This window comes from Chryseobacterium sp. IT-36CA2 (assembly GCF_949767875.1).
Classification (GTDB): domain Bacteria; phylum Bacteroidota; class Bacteroidia; order Flavobacteriales; family Weeksellaceae; genus Chryseobacterium.
The window spans coordinates 811,841-834,813 of sequence record NZ_CATKPG010000020.1; the positions used below are offsets into that span (position 1 = coordinate 811,841).

Annotated in this window: 28 protein-coding genes; 2 read left to right on the forward strand and 26 right to left on the reverse strand. The window is 36.0% G+C overall.

Going from position 1 to position 22,973, the window contains the following annotated elements:
• Nucleotides 1–193: 193 nt before the first annotated feature.
• The 5 genes from ACM6F9_RS11055 to ACM6F9_RS11075 all read right to left on the reverse strand — a co-directional run bounded on the left by ACM6F9_RS11055 (nt 194) and on the right by ACM6F9_RS11075 (nt 4,654).
• Nucleotides 194–841, reverse strand: a complete 648-nt coding sequence (locus ACM6F9_RS11055) for a J domain-containing protein (protein WP_414845780.1) — start codon at nt 839–841, stop codon at nt 194–196.
• A 272-nt stretch (nt 842–1,113) separates the two neighbouring features.
• Nucleotides 1,114–1,371: a hypothetical protein gene (locus tag ACM6F9_RS11060; RefSeq protein WP_414845781.1), complete on the reverse strand. Its 258-nt coding sequence runs from the start codon at nt 1,369–1,371 to the stop codon at nt 1,114–1,116.
• 91 nt (nt 1,372–1,462) lie between these two features.
• Complete coding sequence (locus ACM6F9_RS11065) at nt 1,463–1,795, reverse strand: hypothetical protein (protein WP_129041409.1); 333 nt, start codon at nt 1,793–1,795, stop codon at nt 1,463–1,465.
• Between the two features lie 11 nt (nt 1,796–1,806).
• Nucleotides 1,807–2,361: an RNA polymerase sigma factor gene (locus tag ACM6F9_RS11070; RefSeq protein WP_174774444.1), complete on the reverse strand. Its 555-nt coding sequence runs from the start codon at nt 2,359–2,361 to the stop codon at nt 1,807–1,809.
• 289 nt (nt 2,362–2,650) lie between these two features.
• Complete coding sequence (locus ACM6F9_RS11075) at nt 2,651–4,654, reverse strand: prolyl oligopeptidase family serine peptidase (RefSeq protein WP_414845863.1); 2,004 nt, start codon at nt 4,652–4,654, stop codon at nt 2,651–2,653.
• A 169-nt stretch (nt 4,655–4,823) separates the two neighbouring features.
• Here ACM6F9_RS11075 and ACM6F9_RS11080 point away from each other — a divergent pair, with 169 nt between their 5' ends.
• Both ACM6F9_RS11080 and ACM6F9_RS11085 read left to right on the forward strand, forming a co-directional pair.
• Entirely contained in the window at nt 4,824–6,203 is a 1,380-nt protein-coding gene (locus ACM6F9_RS11080) for a sensor histidine kinase (RefSeq protein WP_414845782.1), read from the forward strand.
• Nucleotides 6,193–6,879 (forward strand): response regulator transcription factor, encoded by a 687-nt coding sequence (locus ACM6F9_RS11085; protein ID WP_414845783.1) that lies wholly within the window; start codon nt 6,193–6,195, stop codon nt 6,877–6,879. Before ACM6F9_RS11080 ends, ACM6F9_RS11085 begins: the two co-directional genes overlap by 11 nt.
• Before the next feature lie 261 nt (nt 6,880–7,140).
• On the opposite strand, the gene ACM6F9_RS11090 is transcribed toward ACM6F9_RS11085, so the two are convergent.
• The 21 genes from ACM6F9_RS11090 to ACM6F9_RS11190 form a co-directional block, all read right to left on the reverse strand.
• Nucleotides 7,141–9,144, reverse strand: a complete 2,004-nt coding sequence (locus ACM6F9_RS11090; RefSeq protein WP_414845784.1) for a S9 family peptidase — start codon at nt 9,142–9,144, stop codon at nt 7,141–7,143.
• A gap of 174 nt (nt 9,145–9,318) precedes the next feature.
• Nucleotides 9,319–9,777, reverse strand: coding sequence for a DoxX family protein (locus ACM6F9_RS11095; protein WP_414845785.1), 459 nt, complete (start codon nt 9,775–9,777; stop codon nt 9,319–9,321).
• A gap of 60 nt (nt 9,778–9,837) precedes the next feature.
• A complete protein-coding gene (locus tag ACM6F9_RS11100) occupies nt 9,838–10,296 on the reverse strand; it encodes an SRPBCC family protein (protein ID WP_414845786.1) in 459 nt (152 codons plus the stop codon).
• A 26-nt stretch (nt 10,297–10,322) separates the two neighbouring features.
• Nucleotides 10,323–10,751, reverse strand: coding sequence for an SRPBCC domain-containing protein (locus ACM6F9_RS11105; RefSeq protein ID WP_414845787.1), 429 nt, complete (start codon nt 10,749–10,751; stop codon nt 10,323–10,325).
• 109 nt (nt 10,752–10,860) lie between these two features.
• Nucleotides 10,861–11,694: an SDR family oxidoreductase gene (locus tag ACM6F9_RS11110; protein WP_414845788.1), complete on the reverse strand. Its 834-nt coding sequence runs from the start codon at nt 11,692–11,694 to the stop codon at nt 10,861–10,863.
• Between the two features lie 47 nt (nt 11,695–11,741).
• Nucleotides 11,742–12,608, reverse strand: coding sequence for a VOC family protein (locus ACM6F9_RS11115; RefSeq protein WP_414845789.1), 867 nt, complete (start codon nt 12,606–12,608; stop codon nt 11,742–11,744).
• 171 nt (nt 12,609–12,779) lie between these two features.
• Nucleotides 12,780–13,019, reverse strand: a complete 240-nt coding sequence (locus ACM6F9_RS11120) for a DNA-directed RNA polymerase subunit alpha C-terminal domain-containing protein (protein ID WP_228406990.1) — start codon at nt 13,017–13,019, stop codon at nt 12,780–12,782.
• Nucleotides 13,020–13,054: 35 nt separating this feature from the next.
• On the reverse strand, nt 13,055–13,468 hold the full coding sequence (locus ACM6F9_RS11125; protein WP_414845790.1) for an SRPBCC family protein: 414 nt from the start codon (nt 13,466–13,468) through the stop codon (nt 13,055–13,057).
• A gap of 79 nt (nt 13,469–13,547) precedes the next feature.
• On the reverse strand, nt 13,548–13,979 hold the full coding sequence (locus ACM6F9_RS11130) for a VOC family protein (protein ID WP_414845791.1): 432 nt from the start codon (nt 13,977–13,979) through the stop codon (nt 13,548–13,550).
• Between the two features lie 88 nt (nt 13,980–14,067).
• Nucleotides 14,068–14,844 (reverse strand): alpha/beta fold hydrolase, encoded by a 777-nt coding sequence (locus ACM6F9_RS11135; protein WP_414845792.1) that lies wholly within the window; start codon nt 14,842–14,844, stop codon nt 14,068–14,070.
• Between the two features lie 2 nt (nt 14,845–14,846).
• Nucleotides 14,847–15,347 (reverse strand): DinB family protein, encoded by a 501-nt coding sequence (locus tag ACM6F9_RS11140; RefSeq protein ID WP_414845793.1) that lies wholly within the window; start codon nt 15,345–15,347, stop codon nt 14,847–14,849.
• Nucleotides 15,348–15,550: 203 nt separating this feature from the next.
• Entirely contained in the window at nt 15,551–16,012 is a 462-nt protein-coding gene (locus ACM6F9_RS11145) for a hypothetical protein (protein WP_414845794.1), read from the reverse strand.
• Between the two features lie 25 nt (nt 16,013–16,037).
• Nucleotides 16,038–16,445 carry a VOC family protein gene (locus ACM6F9_RS11150; RefSeq protein ID WP_414845795.1) on the reverse strand — a complete coding sequence of 136 codons (408 nt, stop codon included), beginning with the start codon at nt 16,443–16,445 and terminating at the stop codon, nt 16,038–16,040.
• 77 nt (nt 16,446–16,522) lie between these two features.
• Entirely contained in the window at nt 16,523–17,113 is a 591-nt protein-coding gene (locus tag ACM6F9_RS11155; protein ID WP_414845796.1) for a Crp/Fnr family transcriptional regulator, read from the reverse strand.
• Between the two features lie 253 nt (nt 17,114–17,366).
• Entirely contained in the window at nt 17,367–18,581 is a 1,215-nt protein-coding gene (locus ACM6F9_RS11160; protein WP_414845797.1) for a DUF763 domain-containing protein, read from the reverse strand.
• Nucleotides 18,582–18,663: 82 nt separating this feature from the next.
• Nucleotides 18,664–19,794 carry an FAD-dependent oxidoreductase gene (locus tag ACM6F9_RS11165; RefSeq protein ID WP_414845798.1) on the reverse strand — a complete coding sequence of 377 codons (1,131 nt, stop codon included), beginning with the start codon at nt 19,792–19,794 and terminating at the stop codon, nt 18,664–18,666.
• A 48-nt stretch (nt 19,795–19,842) separates the two neighbouring features.
• Nucleotides 19,843–20,676, reverse strand: a complete 834-nt coding sequence (locus ACM6F9_RS11170) for a helix-turn-helix domain-containing protein (protein ID WP_414845799.1) — start codon at nt 20,674–20,676, stop codon at nt 19,843–19,845.
• 39 nt (nt 20,677–20,715) lie between these two features.
• Nucleotides 20,716–21,120, reverse strand: a complete 405-nt coding sequence (locus ACM6F9_RS11175; protein ID WP_414845800.1) for a glyoxalase superfamily protein — start codon at nt 21,118–21,120, stop codon at nt 20,716–20,718.
• A gap of 11 nt (nt 21,121–21,131) precedes the next feature.
• Nucleotides 21,132–21,479: a VOC family protein gene (locus ACM6F9_RS11180; RefSeq protein ID WP_414845801.1), complete on the reverse strand. Its 348-nt coding sequence runs from the start codon at nt 21,477–21,479 to the stop codon at nt 21,132–21,134.
• Between the two features lie 84 nt (nt 21,480–21,563).
• The gene (locus tag ACM6F9_RS11185; protein ID WP_414845802.1) at nt 21,564–22,253 is read right to left on the reverse strand and encodes an alpha/beta hydrolase; all 690 of its coding nucleotides are present in this window, start codon (nt 22,251–22,253) and stop codon (nt 21,564–21,566) included.
• 67 nt (nt 22,254–22,320) lie between these two features.
• The gene (locus ACM6F9_RS11190; RefSeq protein WP_414845803.1) at nt 22,321–22,896 is read right to left on the reverse strand and encodes a Crp/Fnr family transcriptional regulator; all 576 of its coding nucleotides are present in this window, start codon (nt 22,894–22,896) and stop codon (nt 22,321–22,323) included.
• Between the last annotated feature and the right edge of the window lie 77 nt (nt 22,897–22,973).

The following is a 22,973-nucleotide window of genomic DNA, read 5'->3' on the forward strand; positions in this document are numbered from 1 at the left end:
AAAATTATTAATTATATTTATTCTAAATTAATATATTTGCAGCATGAATATGATTGTCCCATTTAAAGTTCCGCCTTTGGCGCCTTACTCATTCAATAACGAAGAGATGTTCTGTGAAAAGAAGTCTTGCTGCAAAAAGTTCAAGAAAGGAAAAAGATGTAAAAAGTGCCCTGGAAGAAAGAAAATGGCATAATCAGCTGAAATTTCTGATCAGCATATAAATAGCAATTGCTATAATGATAATTCCCCAGATCAGCATCATTATTTTAGGCTGACCTGTTTTATTGATTCTTGTTGTCGGTTGTGGTTTAAACATTTCCTCCACCGCATTTTTGAATTTTTCAGAATCATTTTCAAAAACTTCTGTAATAGTAATTCCCTGAACTACGGTTTTGTGCAAAAGTGAATTGGTTACATGAAGCAGAAGCTGGAATTTTCCTTCTTTAAATTCTGTGATCTTAAAGATCCTCTCCCCATAAGGCTTTTCTAATCCGAAAGGCAATATTTTCACCACATCGGCATTACTCGTCTGCCAGTTGATGATAATCTCCTCTCCTTTTTTCGCATGAATTTTATTCGCTGTAAAAGTTTTGATTGCAGGTGGAATATTATACCTGAAACTTCGCTGATGATTTTCCAGATTTTGATCATAAGCACGTCTTCTGACAGAATCACTCAATGTTTCATAAGCTTCCTGAATCTCACGGAAACGGTCTGCAAAAAAATCGTCATTGTCATTTTTATCAGGGTGATATTTTAAAGACAGTTTTCGATACGCTTTTTTGACGTCTTCTTCAGAAGCATCCTGGGAAATACCGAGAAAATAGTAGTAATCTTTCATTGAGCATTACAAAAATAAGGATTTATTTTTCTTTGTGTCTGATATTTATTACAAAAATTTAGCTGGAAAACAGGTGTGAAAGTCATAGCGAATCAAATATGAAGCAATCTCAATATATACTTGTCATTCCAGGCAAAGCAAGGAATCTCAGCCTACAAGAAAAAAAATAAATGTCTTTTCAGATGACATTTATTTTTAAATAAAAATTCCGGCTCGGGAAGCAAAGCTTCCCGAGCCGGAATGTAACAATTTCAATTTAGTTTTTACTTTTCTTATGCTTCGCAGGTATTATCCTTTTTGCAGCATCTTGAATGGAATTCTTTTTTGAATTTTCCTTTCAGTTCCTGATAATCCTCATCATTCATGTCTCTGATCTTATCTGCCAGTCCGAAAGGTGACTTTTCTTTGATTCCATATTCATCAAAAATACCTTTGATAAATCTTTTTCTTTGTATTGCTTTTTTAGCGATTAAGGCTACACCTACTACGGCTAGTGCTCCAAGAGCTCCTTTTAATGCTGAATTTTTCATTTTTTCAAAATTTTAAATTTTACTACTTCTTGTTTTTTATAGAGACGAATGAATTCTAATTTTACTTTACTACTTCTTTAAAAATTTCAAATTATTCGTTGTTTCTGTTGAAGAATCCCCCTGAGCATTTATTTCTCCATACTTCTTTGAATTTTTCTCTTTCCTCCGGTGACCAGCTTTCCATTTTCTCTCTCATTTTTCTTTCTTTGAAGTCTTTCATTCCTTTTCCAAAATGGAAACCTCCAAAAAGAATTTTGCTTAGGATCAGTATTCCCATTGCCTGCCAGAAACTAATCGTTTTCACTCCTAAAATCTCCGGAAGAAGGCAATTCCAAAGCAGCATTACAATCCATGTAACTGCGGCTAAAATTAATGGCGGACATAACAATAAAAAAATCCAACCTTTTTTGTGTTTATGATTCATAATTTCTTTTTCTAACTTTTTAAATCTTCGTATAACTTTCTCAGCCTGTTTCTCAAGTGCTTCACAGCATAGTTTTTTCTACTGATGATCGTTTTGATGTTTTCTCCCTGTTCATCAGCAATCTCCTGGAGTGTTTTGTCGTTCAGTTCATTTTCTACGTAGACCAGCCTTTGTTTTTCGGGAAGTTCATCCAATGCTTCAAACAGTTTTTTCCAGATCTCATCCTGAAACATCTTCACTTCAGGGCCTGCACTCTCATCCAGCAAAAGAATATCCTTGATAGAAAAACTGCCGTCTTCATCTTCATACACAAAATCTTCAAGATTTTCTGTTTTCTTTTTACGGTAACGGTCTGTAATTTTATTCGCCGTTACTCGGTATAGCCACCCACCAACATTTACGATCTCCGAAATATTCGTAAGGCTACTGAACTGATACCACACTTCCTGAAGAATATCTTCCGCATCCTCCGTATTTTTCACTTTCGGACGGATATAAGACATCAGCTTCCCTCCGTAGTTGGAAACGGTCTGCGAGATGATACTTTCTTTCTCTTTCTGTGGCATTGTTATTTTTTCGACAACCTCCATATTGCTATGACGGCTGATCTTTTAGTTTTACTTTAATAAATTTAAAATATTTTTCCCATAATTCAATTTTTCTTTTATCCATCAATGTTTTTTTATGTCATGAATGATAATTGATAAATGATGAGTGATGAGTGATAAACGGTGAAAGTATTGACCTAAGAGACATTTCAATATACAATAGTATTAAATAGTGTTGTCGGGATTGGCTCAAATAAAAAAACGGAAGGCTTCTGCCCTCCGTTTCCATCGTTATAAGATTAATAGTTTATTTATTAAAATTTTCAGCAAAGAATCCTAACATATATTTATACAGTTCTATATTGTTTTGTTCTTTTCTAAATCCATGCCCTTCATCATATTTTACCATATAAGGTGTTTCAAATCCTTTGGCACGCATTGCCTTTACTATTTGGTCGGATTCATTAATATTGACTCTCGGATCATTGGCTCCTTGTACTACAAACAATGGCTTCTTTATTTTATCAATCTGGAAAACAGGAGAAACTTCTTTTGCAATTTTAGCTTCTTCGGGATTATCCAGATCGTACCAGATTTGCTTCACCTGTTCTTTGTAAGGTTTCCAGTATTCTGGAAATGAATTGAAGAAGGTGAAAATATTGGATACTCCTACGTAATCTACACCGCAGGCATAAAGATCTGGAGTTTTGATAAGTCCCATCAGTGTTGCATAACCACCATGACTGGCTCCATAAATGGCGACTTTATCTTTATCTACCCACCCTTGTTCAATAGCATATTTTACTCCGTCTTCCATATCATCCATTACCTGTCTGCCGATTTGCTTATATCCTGATTTCTGAAATTCTTTTCCATATCCTCCGGAAATCCTGAAATTCACATGAAGTGTGGCATATCCCCTACTTGCAAAAAGCTGGTCTTCGGGACTGAATCCCCAGCTATCTCTGATTCCCTGAGGGCCACCGTGAGGATTAGCAATCAAAGGAACTTTTTTGCCTTCCAAGCCGACTTTTGGCAAAGTAATATAACCATAAATGGTCAAACCATCTCTGCTTTTGAACTCGATTGGCCGCATCTCTGCCATATCTTCTTCTCTCAGTTGAGGCATAAGATCATAAAGAAGCTTTATCTTTTTTGTTTTAGTGTCATATTCATAATACTTACCAAATAACCTATCGCTGCTAACTTCAATAAGAAGCTTATCTTCATTATCATCGGAAGATACCACAGAGAACTGCTTATCTCCAAACTCAGATTTTAATCTAACATAAACTTCTTTATAAAATTCACTTACCGGAATTGTTTCATCTTTAATTCCATTGTAACTGATATAATCTAATTCGTAATTCCTGTTTTTTCTAGCGACACGTATTGAGCTTACATCAAAGGTAGGGTTTGAATAAATTTCTTTGATTACTGCATTTTTCTTCAGATCAAATAAAACAATTCTTGATTTATCACTATCTAAATCCATAGCTACATAAGCTTCATCCTTATTTTTAGAATGACTATTAAACTTTATAATATCAAAAGTATCTTTCCAATCTGTTGATTTAAGAAGATTGAATTTACCTGTTTGCAGGTTTTTATAATAGATTTTTGTCGTCAGCCCGTTTTCAAGAACAGTATATCCTCTCAAGTTACCATTTTTATCAAAAATATAATCATTGATAGGATTTTTAGGATCTTTATTCTCAAATAGTTGAGTCATTTCTCCCGTTTTGCAATTGATTCTAAAAGGTTCATAAATTTGTTTATTATTCTTATTCATGGTAACAATAACAAAATCCGTATCTTTTATTATTGTGACAGATCCACCAATCTTAACTCCCTCGAATGGTGTAAGATCTTTTAGATTATTTCCATCTGTATCCACAGCGTACAAGTGAAGATTTTCATTACCAGCCTTATCCTGAACGTAGAAAAGGCGGTTTTTATTAAGCCAGCCATAAACTAAAATAAGTTCATCTTTTTCCACAATTGCTTTTGTAATTTTTCCTGTTTTCAAATCTTTTACATAGACATGGTTTTTACTGGTTTGATCCTTTTCCATATAAGAAAGATACTGACCGTCTGGAGAAAGCTGAAATGCCGATGCTTTCGGTCTTGCAAAGTAATCTTCCACTTTGTACTTAAAATTTCCTTTATCAAAAGAAATAAGTTTTTCAAGTTCCTCTCTGGAAGACGGAAGAGTGTTATCTCCGGGTAATTTTGCCTGGTTTTGCGCTTTGATAGCTATTACACAGAATATGATCTGAAAAGCTGTCAGTATTTTAGATTTTATAATCATCATTTGTATTTTTATTATTAAACAATTCTTTATTACTCAATTTATTAGTGCAAATTTCTTCCTAAAAAATTCAGATATGGGTTATCAGACTGTTACATAGTGTTAAATAATGTTATCATCATGTTTTCATGTTCCATAATATCTTAATTTCGATCTGTTAAATAATCCTATGAAAAAATTATTTGCCCAATATGGGAAAGCATTATTTATAATGACCAGTATTGTAGTTGTTACATTTCAGGGATACTGGCTATGGAATAATTTTAAGAATAAAAAGAAAGAATATCTGGATCAGACAAAGTTTGAAATGACACAGATACTGGTCAACCGGCTTGTTCAAAGCCTTCCTCTTTCTTCAAAGAAAAAAGATTCGATATTTGGATCAGAAAAAAGATATTATGAAGAAATCCGGTCTATCAATAATACCCGAATATTTACTACTACAACCCAAACTGTAAAGGCAAAAACTAAAACAAATACAAAGAATGACAGCCTTATATTTCATAAAAAAGAAGTAGATGCTACTTATAAAAACAAAATGGATTATATCCTATACACAGAGATAAAATCTGCTATTCCTGAGCTTGCCAATGAGAATATAACAGTTTATTTTCATGAAAATAAAAAGCTTATAAGAACTTATCCTATCGGCCGTGCAGTTCTAAAGAATGATACAACTGAACCGGTAGCATTATTAGATAACAAAAGTACTTACAGTATACATATTGAGCATTTATCCCGCATCATCATTGTCCACAAAATGCTTTGGTTTATCATATTTTCAGTATTTTATATTATTCTTTTTTTAGGAACAATGCTTATCCTTTTCCGAAATCTGGCTTTAAATCAGAAATTGCTGATAAACAAAGAAATTTTCACAAGAAATATGACCCATGAACTGAAAATTCCCATCTCAACACTCCTGATTGCAGCAGAAGGGCTTGAAAAATACAACATTGTCAATGAACCGGAAGGAGCCAGAAAATATGCGAAAAGTATTCAAAAAGCGAGTACTCAACTTTCTTTCCTTGTAGAAACAATTCTCCAAAATGCAAGAGCTGACAACAGCAGTGAAAAAGTAGACCTGACGGAGGTTAATTTATTAACTTTACTGGAAGAGGTACAAGAAATACTTTCAGGGATTATTCTGAAAAAAGAGGCGAAAATAATCGTAAAAAATGTTGATAACCGCATTCATATTAAAGGAAATTATGACCAGATGAAACAGGTATTTCTGAATCTTCTGGACAATTCATTAAAATATTCAGAAAAACCGCCCGTGATTATCATATCAATTAAACAGCTTAACAACCGTTTAAGGATAAGAATAGAAGATAACGGAATTGGAATTCCTGAGAAGCATTTTCAGGAAGTTTTCAAAGCTTATTTCAGAATTCCCAATGGAGATCTGCATGATGTAAAAGGTTTTGGGCTTGGTCTGAGCTTCGTCAAAAATTCTTTGAAAAAACAAAACGGAAACATACATTTTGTAAAGCCGGAATCTGAAGGCACTGTTGTAGAACTCAATCTCCCATTATATGAATCATAAGCTTAAAGTACTCTATTTAGAGGATGATCCGGACCTTGGTGAAATCACGACGGATATTCTTACTCGCGAAGGTTTTTTAGTGGAATGGGTAAATAATGGTCATGAAGGTCTGGAAGCAATAAACAGCCAAACCTTTGATATTGTGATCACAGATATTATGATGCCTCAGTTAGACGGTTATACTTTTCTGCAGACTTTAAGAGAGAACGGAAATACGATTCCTTTAATTTTACTTTCTGCCCGCGTTCTGACAGAAGATGTTTTAAAAGGGTTTGCTATCGGAGCAGATGATTATATGAGAAAACCATTCAGTGTGGAGGAGCTCATTGTAAGAATGAAAAAATTGTTAAAGGATGCTTCTCTTATCAGCCCGGTTATACATACTGTAGCTATAGGCAATTACCTATACAATCCTAATACTTATGAATTAACCCTGGAAGATCAATCTTATAAATTATCACCCAGATCTGGAGAAATTCTTTATCGTTTTGCCACGTATAAAAATGGTATCCTACCCAGAAAAGAAACTCTTATCGATCTTTGGGGAGATGATAATTTTTTTAACGGAAGAAGTCTGGATGTTTTCATATCAAAATTACGGAAGCAGCTGGCTGATGACCCTAGAATCAGCATCATCAATATTAGAGCCATAGGATATCGTTTGATAATAACATAGTTTTTACTGAATTGAAGGACGGCTTTCCGTCAAAATTTCAGATTTTAAAAATTACTGCTCATGTTTTCAATATATGACAATATGAATATAAGAATTTTCAAAAGGATCGAAAAAAATAAATGGATCATAACTTTACTTTTCATCAGGTAAAGATCTGGAATAAAAGACTCAATAAAGGTTATCATAGTGTTACACAGTGTTAAACAATGTTATCACCAATAAAAAAGCGGAAGACTTTGTCTTCCGCTTTCTATGATAGAATTACTTATTAAAATTTTCTGCAAAGAATCCTAACATCGACTTGTAAAGTTCTATTCTGTTCGGTTCTTTTCCAAAGCCGTGTCCTTCATCATATTTTACAAGATAAGGAACTTCAAAACCTTTGGCACGCATTGCTTTTACGATCTGATCAGATTCATTGATATTTACCCTTGGATCATTCGCTCCCTGTACCACAAATAGTGGTTTCTTAATTTTGTCAATCTGGAACACAGGAGAAACTTCTTTAGCAATCTTAGCTTCTTCTGGATTGTCCAGGTCATACCAGATCTGTTTTACCATTTCTTTGTATGGCTTCCAGTATTCCGGGAAGGAAGCAAAGAAGGTGAAAATATTGGAAACTCCTACATAATCTACTCCACAGGTATACAGATCCGGAGTTTTGATTAATCCCATCAATGTTGCATATCCACCGTGGCTTCCTCCATAGATAGCAACTTTATCTTTATCTACCCATCCTTGTTCAATGGCATATTTTACACCATCTTCCACATCATCCATGGCTTTTCTTCCGATTTGTTTGTAGCCGGCTTTCTGGAATGATTTTCCATATCCTCCTGAAATTCTGAAGTTAACCTGAAGCGTAGCATACCCTCTACTTGCAAACAATTGTGTTTCCGGATTGAATCCCCATCGGTCTCTGATTCCCTGAGGGCCTCCGTGAGGATTTACAATCAAAGGAACTTTTTTACCTTCCAGTGCAGCTTTAGGCAAGGTAATATATCCATGAATGGTCAAGCCGTCTCTACTTTTAAATTCGATAGGTCTCATTTCAGCCATATCTTCTTCTTTCAGCTGAGGCATCAGGTTATAAAGAAGCTTGGTCTGCTTGGTTTTTGTATCATATTCGTAATACGTTCCGTAGAGTTTATCACTTCCTACAACAACCAACAGTTTATCATTATTATCATCAGAAGAAGCAATACCGAACTCTTTGTCTCCAAACTGAGATTTTAATTTGTCATGAATTTCTTTATAAAATTCACTTACCGGAACCGTTTCTCCTTTTACTCCTTCATAGCTGATGAAATCAAGTTCATAATTTCTGTTTTTACCGGCAGTGCTTATTGAACTTACATCATATACAGGATTGGAATACACTTCTTTAATCACTGCATTTTTCTTCAGATCATAGAGTACAATTCTTGCTTTATCACTATCAAGATTAGTTGCTACATAAGCTTCATCCTTATTTTTAGAATTTTCATTAAATTCTATAATACTGAAGGTATCGGACCAGTCTGCAGATTTAATCAGATTGAATTTTCCTGTCTGCAGGTCTTTATAATAGGTTTTTGTAGTTAATCCGTTTTCGAGAACACTATACCCTCTCAAATTTCCATCCTTATCAAAAAGATAGTCGTCAATAGGGCTATTAACATCTTTATTTTCATATAACTGGGTCATTTCCCCCGTAATATAATTGATCTTAAAAGGTTCGAAAATCTGCTTATTATTTTTATTGAGGGTAACGACAACAAAATCTGTATCTTTTATAGGAATGATTGACTGTACTTTTACTCCATCAAATGGGGTCAGATCCTTCTGATTTCCTCCATCAATATCCGTAGCGTATAAATGAATATTCTCATTCCCGCCTCTATCCTGCGTATAAAAAAGACGTTTTTTGTTCAGCCAGCCATAGCCTCTCACAAGGTCATCTTTTTCTACGATGGCTTTGGTAATTTTCCCTGTGCTAAGGTCTTTTACATATACGTGATTCTTTTTATCCTGATCTTTTTCTTTATAGGAAAGGTATTTCCCGTCAGGAGAAATTTTAAATGCTGAAGCTTTTGGTCTTGCAAAGTAATCTTCTACTTTGTATTTGAAGTTCCCTTTATCATAAGAAATAAGTTTCTCAAGATTGGCTTTGGAAGATGGTAAAGTAGGATCTCCCGGCAGTTTGGCAGTAGAGCTCTGTGCGTTGGTCATAATGGTAGATAGTACAATAAGAGCTGTACCAAAAATGTTGTGATTTAGGTTCATAACTTCTGTTTTTAAGGTTAAAGTTATATAGGCATTTAATTTTTATACAATAAAAAACAAATGCATTTATATAATAAGACATACCATACCCCTAAAACGTTACAGTATTTCTATCAATTAATGAAAAATTTATGATTTTATAAAAAAAGACAGTCTTATTGACTGTCTTTATATCTAATGCAAATAAATCCCAAAATACCATGTCCAGGCGATTAAGATAATCTGCATGGGAATCCTTTGATTGTAAAGGTATTTCATTCCCGGACCCGTGTAATCGGCTTTAAAAATATTAATCTTTTTTCTGGAAGAATTGATATTGGCTATAAAAACCAAAATATAAAAAATAATGAGGAAAATGGCTGTCAGTTCCCGAATAGCCGGAATCATAAGCCCAATTCCTGCTGCAATTTCCAGAACTCCCGTAAAGTATACCCAAAACATTTTTCCAGGCATAAAATCCGGGATCATCATGGCCATTCCTTTTTGAAACTTAAAATGAGAAAAGCCTGTAAATAGGATAAAAACAGCCATTCCCAGGTTTCCTGAAAATAGAAAATCCGGTTTTCCCTGAAACAGAAAAGTTCCCAGCAAAGCCAGAATAAATGTTGCGAAAAGTATAACGAGTAATTTCATTTTTTAGGGATTAGGTTTTAGGTGGCAGGTAGCAGTTCTAAACTTTGAATTTTGAATTCTTTATACTGAACCAAGGCTTATTCCTTCTGCAAGACTTTTTACGACCATTAATCCTTTCGTAAAGCCTGTATTGAGATGATCTTGCCATTCTTTTTCCACCTGAACTTCTGTATGGAGCTTTGTTTTCCCATCGAAATCTATCAGGAAATATTTTTCAAAGCTGCCACTCCATTCCATAACTTCTTTGCTCTGGGTATCCTCATGACCTTCTTTATCTACCATTCCCAGATGTTTGAACACGATCTGATTAGGCTCGTCCAGACTGTCTATGGTTGAAACCATTCCTTCACCATGAGCATTGAGAAAATAGGTCTTCCCTCCTACTTTCCAATCGGATTTCATGACAGATCCTGCACCGAAATATTTTGTCCATTCACTATATGTTTCAGGATTCCAGAGGATGTCCCACACTTTCTGCATGGGAGCATCAATTACTGTTTCGTATGATAAGGTTTCCATTTTTTTATTTTTTAGAGTGGAATAATTTACAGCTGATTTTCTGAAAGGTGCTTCACAATTGTCATTGCTTTTGGAAATTTCTCTTCAAAGAATTCTTTGAACTCTGCCGGAGTTTGAACCTCTGCTTTCAATAAAGTTCCTTCTTCGTTTTCCTCAAGAAAATAAGCTTCTGTAGCTTCTCCCCAATCCTGAGGAACTTCAATACCATCATAAATCTCTCCGAGATGTAGAAATTTTATTTCTTCATTAGGAATCACTTTTTCCACTCTGCTGTACATCCCATTATTTTTGGGATCAAGAAATTTGACGATATTATTCACTTCAAGAGTTCCTTCATAAAAAGAACCCTCTGTAAATGCTGTTGTCCATTGTCTGTAGGTAATATCTCCCCAAAGAACGCTCCATACTTTTTCTGGCTCAGCATTGATTTCTATTTCGTATGATAATTTTTCCATTTTTATTTTAGGTATTTGGTTATAGATAATAGATTGCAGGTGACTGGCTTGGTGTTTTGAGGATTTAGGGTGAGAAAATTCTAATTTCTAGTTTCTAACTTCCAGCTTCTTATCCTCCGACAAAGTCACCTCCGTTAATGTGAATAATTTCTCCTGTGATATAACTTGCGTCTTTGGAAGCAAGAAAAACGTAAGCTGGAGCTACTTCTGATGGCTGGCCCGCACGCTTCAGCGGTGTATCTTTTCCAAACTTGGAAAGATCATCAAAAGCTTCTTTTACAAGTGGAGTCCATATAGGTCCCGGCGCAATTCCGTTGACCAGAATTTCTTTTTCTGCAAGATTATCAGCCAATGAGCGGATAAAGGACAAAACAGCTCCTTTGGTTGCCGCATAATCAATTAAATGATCACTTCCGCGATATGCTGTGACAGAGGTTGTGCAGATAATCCGGCCACCTTTTCCCATCATTGGAAGAAAATTTCTGGTGAAAGAAATCATAGAAATGATATTGGTATCAAATGTTTCCTGAATCTGTTCATCAGAGATTTTTTCCAGACTGCTTTTAGAAGTATGGATTCCTGCATTATTGACAAGAATATCAAGCTTTTTCCAAGTTGTTTTAATCTTATCTGCACATTTTGTTCTGAAAGCTTTTTTTGTAAGATCTCCCCTGATCAGAAGGCAATTCTGCCCTTCTTTTTCAACCAGTTTTTTGGTTTCTCTGGCATCATCATCGCTTTCTTTATAAATGATGGCAACATCTGCTCCTTCTCTGGCAAAATGAACGGCTACGGCCTGTCCTATGCCACTGTCTCCGCCAGAAATAACCGCTTTTTTACCCTGCAGCTTTCGGCTTCCGCGATAATCATTCCGGATAATTTCCGGAAACAGCCCTTCTTTAGGGACTTTTGATTTAGATTGTGATTTGTTCTGTGTTTTCATAAGCAAATCTTTTCTCTAAATAACATCAAACAATACGCCGAAAATATTTAAGAATGATAAGCATCTTCCAGATCCTGTATAATAATTTTCTGCATTTTCATCATTGCCTGTACTACTTTGTAAGCTTTTTCACGATCAGCATCGTTCATTAACTGGATAAGTCTTTTAGGAACAATCTGCCAGCTCATTCCATATTTATCTTTCAGCCAGCCGCACATACTTTCTCTTCCCCCGTCTGCTGTAAAGGTATTCCAGTAGTGATCGGTCTGCTGCTGATCGTCGGTCATAACAACTAATGAAATTCCTTCATTAAAATCAAACTGATGATCATAAGAATTATCCATGCAGAACAGACTGTAATTGTCAATCGTAAAATGAGCATGCTGTACATTTTCTGCAGGTTCCGGGCTGTTATGACCTTCGCTTCCTGCTCCATAGTTCAGTATATTTCCTATGCTTGAGTTAGGGAAAGTCTTTGTGTAAAGCTCCATTGCTTCTTTTGCTTTCCCATTATTCTGATGGATAAACATCAACGTAGGAATTATTTTCTGTTCGCTTGCTTTTTCTCCCAAGAACAACTGCCACGTTACGCCATATTTATCCTGAACCCAGCCGTATTTCGGACTCCATGAGTAAGATCCCAGTTCCATTAAGGCCATACCGCCTTCCAATAACTGGTCCCAATATTTTTGCACTTCTTCTTCAGTTTCACAGATTACCATGAAAGAGATGGACGCATTTTTCTTGAACTGCGGACCTCCATTCAGAAGCATAAGCCTTTGCCCAAACAAGTCAACATTCATTACAACAGGGGTATCTGCTGTAATTTCACCTCCAAAAACTTTACAGTAAAATTCTGCAGATTGTTTGGCATCTCCATCATACCAGAGACATGGGAAAATATCGTTATTCATAATTTTAAATTTTAACAGGGGATTGATTTATTTTATTTTTTCTGTTTCAGATTAAGTTAATTTCACAGATTCTTTTGGTTTAATAACAAAAGAGATACTAAGCCTATGCATTTAAATTACACTGCTCTTTTATTGCAGTGACACTGTAAAATTTCCAGTTGTAGATTTATTTTATGCTTCTTTAAAGCACATCTGATTTTCTTCCATGTAATTTTTCAGTTTCATCATTGTATTTTTACCGAAACCATGGAGCTGCATGATTTCTTTTTCGGAATAATCTGAAAGTTTTTCCAAAGAATTTATTTTTTCTTTTTCTAAAGCTCTTCTTGCACGCATTGCAATAACTCCATGGAGGAATGCTTCTGCAGAGTCATAATTAAAAGCATACATAGAATTTAAACTCTTTGACATGATAACTAGATTGATCATGGCTACAAAAAATATAGTTAATGATTCTCAACATATTTGTGGAAATTATTCAGGATAGCATACCAGCCATCTCGCTGCATTTCCACAGAATTTTGTTTTTCCGGATCGAAAATTTCAATAACTTTCGTTGTATTTTCATCTATTTTGTCGAAAACAACTTCTACTTTCCGTCCGTCCTCCATATGATATTTGATGATCTCATGAGGGATAATTTCATCATATACGCCTTCAAAATCGAATCCGAAACTTTTGTCTCTGGCTTCCATTCTGTTTTTGAATTTGCCTCCTACCTTCAGGTTATTTTCAGAACTAGGACATTGCCAGCTTTCGTGGGCGAAATTCCATTTCGTAATGTGTTTAGGCTCATTGAAATAATTCCAAACCTTTTCAACCGGAGCTAAAATTGTAATGTCTATTTTAATTGGATCCATAGTTCTATTTTTTTAAGTTTGAATAAAGAGCTGCCCAAAAAAATGGGCACCTCTTTTTTATCATTAGTTAAATATAAGATTATTTTGCATATTCTTCATTATAGTTCACCATCCAATGAACACCGTATTTATCCTGAAAACAGCCAAAATAGTCTCCCCAGAATTGGTCTTCAATCGGCATTTCTACATTTCCTCCATCAGAAAGTTCTTTAAAAATTCTGTCTGCTTCGTTTCTGGAATCAGGGAAAATAGACACATAATTGTTGTTTCCAACGGTAAGAGTCTGCCCAAATCCAGGTACAATATCCGATGCCATTAAAAGATCCCCTCCAATAGGCAAAGCAATATGCATTACTCTGTTTTTTTCTTCTTCCGAAAGGTTTTCAGTACCGGGAGCATTACCCATTTTATGAATTCCTCCAACGAATTCACCACCAAAAACAGTTTTGTAAAAATTGAACGCTTCTTCAGCTGTTCCGTCGAAATTTAGGTACGGATTTAATTTAGCCATGATTTTTAATTTTAAAGTTATTATTATAAGATATAGTTTCTACTACTGATCCATTAAGGATTAATTAATTTACTATGAATAAAAATGCTTAATGGTTTAAGAATTTTTCTACTTCTCTGACGGCAAAGTCTATTAAGTTAACATCCATGCTTCCATCAAAATCAGGCATCATATAAGTACCATGAGTAGCGGGAAGTATCATTAATCGTGAATCTTTTACCAGTCGCCACATTGCTGCAGTATGCTCCGGTTTCATCACATCCTGATCTCCGGAGATGAATAATGTGGGAGATTTGATGGAAGACAATACCTCATCATCCCAATCTTCAAACGTCTGCATCCTTGTGCAGTCTTTCTCAAAGAGGTTTTCCAGTTTTGAAAAATCCGGGTTAAGATTTAAAAAATTGATTTTGAAAGGTTCCGGCATAGAATCAAAAGTAGCTTCCTGCATTCCTTCGAAAAAGCCGTCTATCATTCCATTTTTTTTATAAAATGCTGAGGCTACCACTAATTTTTCAACAATTCCGGGGTGACGGTGGCCAATCTGCATTACGGTACTTCCACCGTTACTGAATCCCCAGAACGAAGCTTTCCTGATATTAAGCTCTGCTAAAAGAGCGGCAACATCATCAGCGTCCTGTTCAAATGTTTCCGGAATATCGCGATGTTCGCTACGTCCGTGATTTTGGAGGTCAACTCCTATAAGTTGGAATTTATCCTCAAGCCTTGTAATAACCTCTTTAAAATCATATAGAATCGAAGAACCACCGCCATGAATCAGAACCAAAGGCTTTCCTGATCCGTAGATCTCGTAATACAATTGGATCCCATTGACTTTTTTATAGCCTGTTTCTACTGGATTCATTATTAATATTTAAGATTTTCGTCCACATCATATTTCATTCCCGGATAGTCCAGAATTCTGCGCATTAAGCCTATTTGACCACATAAATAGTCTTCACGGCCGATACACATTCCGACAAAATTGAGTTTTGTTTCTTTGATGAAAGGGATGTTCATTCCTATTTCAAATATTTCATCCAGTTCTTCATCGGTTACTTCATAAAGTTTTGCATATACTTTGGCGGAAATTGCGTGAAAGTTTTCTTTCAATTCAGCCAACGTTGGATATTTAAAGCTTTCATCCAGTGCTTTTCCCTGGAAAAACAAATCGCTGTAAGGATCTTCTTCCCGAAGTCCAAGTACCCAGCCTAAGCCATAGCGCATGTTGACAAAGTTTCCTGCCATCCATACGATGTGATTGGTTTTATTTTCAATTCTTTTCAAAGCATCTTCTTCTGAAATACCGTCCAGAACATTTATAAAACTTTGGGAATGCATTCTGTAAGCCGGAATAACGAGTTCCATTTTTTTTGATTTTGGTGTGTCCATTTTTAATTAGAGATTAGAAGTTAGAAATTAGTGGTTGGAGAAACGCTAAGGCGCTAAGAATTTTACAAACTATACGTTTTTAAGGCGCGAGGATTTTATCTTCGATAAAATTGTACTCTTCTAAAAATAGTATGGAAAACTTCAATTGTTCATTTGTCATTCCGAGCAAAGCAAGGAATCTATTTTATAGCACCCGGTTTTCCTAAAATTCTGCGGAGATATCCCAACTGCCCGCTGTGATAGATTTCATGAAGACTGAGAGTGGATATATCTTTAACCATTTCTGGTTTGAAACTTTCAAGCGTATTGAGTTTTGCTTCCAGTTTATCCTGAGATTGTTTCAGATAAGATTGTAAATCCTCGAAGCTGATCAATTTATCTTTGTGATCCAAAGCAATTTCTCCTCTGTTGTAGAATGAAAATTTCTCACCATCCCAAACGGATTCTTCACCAAGAATATTCAGTAAAGGATTTCTGATGTAGATTAAATGTCCAAGAATCCAGTTCATACAATTGGCTTCACCATTGGGAAAAATCATAGATTCTTCATGGGTTATGCCATCAATATTCGAAGTAATCACATAATAGGTACTTGCTACCTGATTTTTTATAATTTCTATATCGTTTGATTGTGCTTCCATAAGTGATGTGTTGATGTGATAATCGTTATTCTGTCGGCATTTGAGACATGTCGGCAAAAGTGATATTCCAGCCATGCCCATCCAGATCCCAGAAAGAGTTCTGATACATCCATCCGTAATCTTCAGGCTCTTCATGCTGCCACGCTCCGTTTTCTACAGCAGTGTTTACTACATTATCCACTTCTTCACGACTATTCATTCCTACTGCAACAATTACCTGACTGGTATTTTCTTTGGCCACAGGTTTACTGGTAAAGGTCATAAAATAATCTTCCTGCAGAAACATGACATAACTTGTATCATTCAAAACGACACAGGCAGCTCTGTCATCTGAGAATTGCTCATTGATCGAAAAACCTAACTTTGTCCAGAAGTCTTTTGTTTTCTGTACATCTTTTACCGGAAGGTTCACATAAATTTGATTGACTTTCATTTTTTGTAATTTTAGTGTTAATTTCTTATCCAAAATTACCAAGGTGTAATGAAAATCATCTTGTCATAGGGCAAGATTTAATTTTTCTTAGGATGGGAAACAATTTCCTTACGAATACGGCTCAAAGAAGTGTCTGTAACTCCCAGATAGGAAGCAATCTGTTTGAGAGGAGCAAATTGTATGACTTTAGATTTCTGTTCCAATAGATTGAGATATCTTTTGGTTGCCGAAAGGGTAAACATTTCTACAGATCTTTGTTTGTAGGCAAAAAGTTCCTGAGACATCCATGATCTGCCCCATTCTCTAAGATTGGGGATTTTATGGAACAGCTCCTGAAAAGTATCATAATCCAGCCTCCAGCATTCACAATCTGTAATACAAACAATATTTTCTTGAGAAGGAACCCTCTGAAACATCGATAAAACTTCAATAATCACTTCATTTTCTGTGAAGAAATGGGTGGTTACTTCATTACCGTTGAAATCATTAACGTAGGAACGTGCTAATCCGCTTTCAAGAATATAATATTCATTGGCAGTTTTTCCTTCTTCAAGAATGAGGTCTCCTTTCTGGAAGGATCTTTTTTCGTGAGCCTGAAATATTTCAGCAAGCTCTTCAGGGAAAAAGAAGGGAAAATCGTAACATATTTCAAGGGCTTTGTTCGTCATTTGGTCAATTTTTTTTAAGTTTTTAAAAATAAAATTTTTAATTGAATTAATGTTAAAAACATTAAACAAAGTCATTTAATCTTTAAGAAAGACCATATATCATAGTAAAATAATAAGTGTTTTAAAACCAAACACATCTAAATAATTTTTTAAAACCACCCCGTCAAAAATTCTTTGAATTTTCGCCACCCCTCCAAAGGATGGGAATGGTAAAACGTTTATTTAATGGCAATAGAATTGTGTAATTTTTGTTTTAAAATAAGGAAAGCTGTATTGGTTTGGGAGGTTTATCAGGTTTCTGGGCATCTCCAAATACGGTTTTCCCGCCAAAACGCCATGAGTTTTGTCTTTCTTCTTCAATAACCTGCTGAATATCAAAATCCGGAGTAAAATCTTTCTCCGCATCAGTAACAATCTGGTGAAGCTTGTTCAAAGAATTCAGCTTATCAGAATTTCCCAGTTTAGACTTCTCAATTCCTTTTCTGAGAATGCTGATGCTTTCGTCATACGTATTGATCGGGACAGGGAAAGGGTGTCCGTCTTTACCTCCATGAGCAAAGGAAAACCTTGCGGGATCTGCAAATCTTGACGGCGCCCCGTGAATCACTTCGCTTACCAAAGCTAATGACTGCATAGTTCTTGGTCCTACTCCTTCCAGCATCAGTAAATCTTCGAAATTCTGAGGCTGCTGTTCTCTGGTAACATACAAAAGTGCTCCCAGACGTTTCAGATCCACGTCAGAAGCCTGAACGTCATGATGAGCAGGAAGAATCAGCCTGGCAAAATCCTTCATCACTTCTGCCGAATCGGTATGGGAAATATCCAGAATTCCTCTTCTGTTTTCCGAAGCTTCGGTATCAGTAAGGTTAAGAATCTTTCCTCTTGAAATCCCATTGATTCCTGTGTGAGGTTTTTCTACAAAAGAGGTGATATTTTCGGAATGCCAGTGATAGCGTCTTGCCGTTCCATCAGACTCATGCATTCCCTGCTGGATAACGCTCCAGTTTCCATTGTCTGAAAGAATGAAATTGTGCAAATACAGCTGATATCCATCCTGAATCGCTGTGTTATCTACTTTTGCGGAAAGTTTGCTTGCTCGTACCAGATCGTTTCCGTTCAGTCCAGTTTTATCTGCAATTCTGATTAACTCTGATGGAGTTTCCCGGGAAAATTTTCCTTTTCCACCACAAATATAAAGTCCCAGCGATTGAGAATTAGGATTAATAGAACGTTTCAAAGCACCCATAACGGAAGTGGTAATTCCTGAAGAATGCCAGTCCATTCCCATCACCGCTCCAAAGCTTTGAAACCAGAACGGATCTGCCAGTCGGCGAAGTACTTCATCTTTACCATAATCCATCAGAATGACTTCAATAATGGAAAGTCCCAGAACAGACATACGTTCATACAGCCATGGCGGTACTTTGCCATAGTGAAGGGGTAAATCTGCTGTTCCTGAACGTTTCATTCTATTATTAAAATGTAAAGGTAAGTTTATTCATCTTACTATTTAATGATCCGGATCATTAATTCTGTCATTCAATCAATCATTATTGAATAAGGCTTGTAAAAGAGAAGTTGACATCACGCATTTCCAGCTCATTTTTGCAGGATTCAAGCTGAGCTTCTTTGGCATAAATAAACATCTCTTTTTCGTAAGCTTCAATGGTTTCGGATAGGGTTTCGTATTTTCTTTCTGTCAGGTTTTCTGATAAAATCAAAGCATCCAGCAATCCGGTATTTACACCCTGTCCGGCAAAAGGAGGCATCAAATGTGCTGCATCACCAATCAATGTTACGGGCAAAGGACGGTTATTTTTCCACGGTTTGTCTAATGGAATTTTTCTTGTTGGTAACCCTACAAAAAATGAAGTTGAGTTAAATAGCTGTTGATAAAGCTCACTCCATGAAGAAAATCTTTCGAAAAGAAACTGGCGGACCTGTTCTGTATTTCTAAAATCCAAAGTACAACCATTTTCCCATTCCTCAGGCTTTTTGAATATGACACCGTAAGTCATGACACCATTGTTATACGGATTGACAACCAGCAAATTGCCTTCAAAAGCTACCATTGGTCTTTTCCCATCACACCAATTGAAAAATTCGGGGCACGATTTTTCAGGCTGAGGAATATCTCCCTGAATGATAAAGGTTCCGGTTTCTTCTATTTCCGCATCTGTTACATATTTTCTTACTTTGGACATTCCTCCATTAGCACCGATAACAAGATCAGCTGTCACATCAGGTTTATCTTTAAAGTGAAGCAGCCATTGGCCATCATTCTCTTCCATTCCGATATAATTCATGTCCCAGATTACGGTATCATCGGCCAAACTGCCAAGCAGCATTTCTCTCAGATGATTTCTGTTGATTTCAGGATTGTCATATTGATTTTCGGGTGTGATTTCTTTTGTAAACAGAATATTTCCTTGTTCATCAGCAATTTTGATTCCCATAGGTAAAGCCCTAGCGTAATACTGATCTAGTAACCCTGCTTTTTTCATAGCTTTCTGCCCTGATTCTTTATGAAGATCCAGTGTACCGCCCCAGACTCTTGTTTGGGCATTCAAATCTCTTTCATAAACATTCACTTCAACACCTTTTTGCTGTAATAGAACGGCCATTGTTAAACCAACGGGGCCAGCGCCAATGATGGCGACTTTTTTATGATTTAGTACCATAATTTTTAATGTATTTAGTATGGTACAAAATTTCGGAATGCGTTTCTTTTATGCTTGTACAAATGCGACAAAATCATTGCTTAAGGTCTGCTTCCTTTTTTTGGCTTCTCGCGCAAAAACGGCAGGTGTTGTACCACTGTACCGTTTAAATTCTCTGCTTAAATGGGATTGATCTGTATATCCAAATTCCTGTGCAAGTTCAGCAATGGAAGCTTCAGGAGTATTCCATAGACGGTTTCTTATCTGTTCAAATCGCATAATTCCGGAGACGTCTTTTACAGTGTGACCGGAAGACTGCTTAAATTTTCTTTCTAATGTTCTGACAGTTGTATGCGCTGAATCTGCCACCTGATTGACAGGGATGGCTCCTTTATTTTTTCTCATAGCAGCTCCGGCTTTGGAAAGAAGGCTGTCTGATTTGATACTTCCATGTAATTTCATAAAATAGTGCTCTACCTTAGAAATCGCTTCCTCTATTTTTCCTTGGATAATCAGATCATTCAATACAGTTTGAAGGTTTGCTACAGGATGTTCAAATGTATGGACACCATTTTCTGTTTTTTCTGACGAAAGCCCCAGCAAATCAAAAACAGCCCAGGGAAAACATCTGATTCCAATAATTTCCAATTGATTTTGGGCATGAAAAAGAGCTGGTTGATTGAGTAGTCCCATAATAAACGGAGAAGGCAAAGTCTGTGAAGTTCCGTGATGAGAAATACTGCATCCACTGCCGAAATGAAAAATAATTTCTGTATAACCATCCGGAAGCACTGTAAATTCAGACGGTTCTTCTCCATAATTTCTTTTGTTATACCAAAAGCATTTGATGGTATCTTTTAATTCTTCCGGAACTTCAAATTCCTGATGTATATTGGAAAACATAGTGCTGTGATGTCTATCTGTTATGTTGTTTAATCAGAATCAATCGTGGGAATACAACTGCAGATCTTTATGTTTTTCTTCATTATATTCTTCTTCAAAAGTAATTTTATTTCCAAAAGGATCAATTACGGTAAAAGATACGGCTCCATAAAATGTTTTTTCAAGTCCGGGACGGTTGTATTTGTATTTTTTGTCGATGAGTTCTTTGTGATATTCAGGAACACCTTCACCCCAAACCGCAACCCTTGTTCCGGGTGTTCCGTCTCCGTGGTGTTCGCTTAAATGGAAAATAATATTTTCTCTTTTCACTTCCATGTAAACGGGAGTGTTTTCATCAAAATAATGTTCCCAAACGATTTCAAACCCCAACCAGTCAACATAAAATTCTTTTGTTTTCTGATAATCGAAGATTCTTAATACGGGAATAATTCTATCTGCTTTCATTGTATTTGTATTTATTGGTGAGACAATATATTGATCAACTTCTTAAACGGATCTTTAACGAAAAATCGGCGGACTCCCCAGTCTTCATTAGTGAGCTCGTAAGTGATTTCAAAACCTGCATTTTTCATTTTGTGGTAGACCTCATCTACATTATCCACTTCAATGGAAAGATCCGGAACTTCGGTATCATTTCCTCCCTGTTCGGCAAAGCTGATCTGAATTTTTGCTTCTTCAGCGTTACCCAGTGTCTTTATCCAGCCATGATCCATCAAAACATCCAGTTCTAAAATATCCTGATAAAACTGATTGGCTCTGGAAAGATCATCGGTTTTAATATTGGCTACAATTCTTTTTACCATTTTGTACTATTTTTCATTAAAAAAGCCTTGTGAAATTACGTAAAATTTCACAAGGCTTAATAAATTATTGTCCTGTATCTGGTATTAAACGGAAGCGGCTGCTTCTAAAATCAGTTGCGTAACTTCTTCAGGATGCGATGCCAGTGAAGCGTGTCCTGCATCTAAAGAAATGATTTTCTTCGGTTCAAGACGTTCTGCCATTTCTTTTTCTGTTTCGGCAGGAATCATACGGTCCTGCAATGAGATCTGATACCAACTTGGGCGGGTTTTCCAGGCTGGTTCACCTGCTACATCTCCAAAACACTGACCATGAATTGGTTTTTGTGATAATGACATTACCAGTGCTTTTTCATCATCTAAATCCTGGCAGAAAGCAGATTTGAATTCATCATATTTAATCCATAAAAAACCTTTGTTATCAGGATAAATACTTGCTCCACCTGGTGATTCTCTTCTTCCTAACAGAGATCCCAGACTGTCTCCTGCATCCGGTGCAAAAGCCGCAATATAAACAAGTCCTACAACTTTGTCATGATGACCGGCTCCTGAAATAACTGCACCTCCATAAGAATGCCCTACTAAAAGCACTTTCCCGTCCTGGGCGTCAATAAGATCTTTTGTCTTATTAATATCGTCCTGCAGTGAAGTTAATGGATTCTGAACACTTCTTACTTTATATCCCGCTTTTGTCAATGAAGGGATAACATACTGCCAGTGTGAACCGTCTCCCCATGCTCCGTGTACCAAAATAATGGTTAAATCTTTTTGTTCCATAATGATTGTGTTAAAATTTGATGATGGTAAAGCTACAGTTTAAAATAGCAGTGGACGTTAACTTAAGTTAATTAACAATACGACTTCTTATCCGGCTGAGTGACTGTTCTGTTACACCGAGGTAACTGGCGATATGTTTCTGGGCTATTTTCTGAAAGAGTGCAGGTTGTTTTTTAACAAGATTGAGGTATCTATTTTCAGGGGAAAAGCACAGAAGATCATCAATTCGTTTTTTGGCATCCAGATAAATTTTTTCACTCATTACTCTCCCGAATTGCTGCCAGTATGCTTCTTTTTTATATAAATTCTGAAGATGATCTTTACTCAGCAGTAAAATTTCACAATTTTCCAGAGCCTCAATATTCATATTGGATACGGTATCACAAAGAATACTTTCATAATCAGTAAAAAATTCATTTTCAAAATAGAATCCGAAATTAATCTCTCGTCCCTGATCATTGATATAAAAAGACCTGATGGTTCCTTTTTTTATGAATCCCAGATATTTGCATTTTTCTCCTTGTTTCAGAAAAAAATCAGATTTTAAGAGTTTTGTATCGTGAAGCAATGCATAGAATTCCTCAAAATGCTCTGAGTCTACCTGAAACAGCTCTCCATATTGCTTATAATTATTTGACGTCATTTGGTGTGATTTGATTAGGTTTTATTTTCAAAAAAAGCCTTGCAAAATGATTCACAAGGCTTCTTTACAAAAATTAT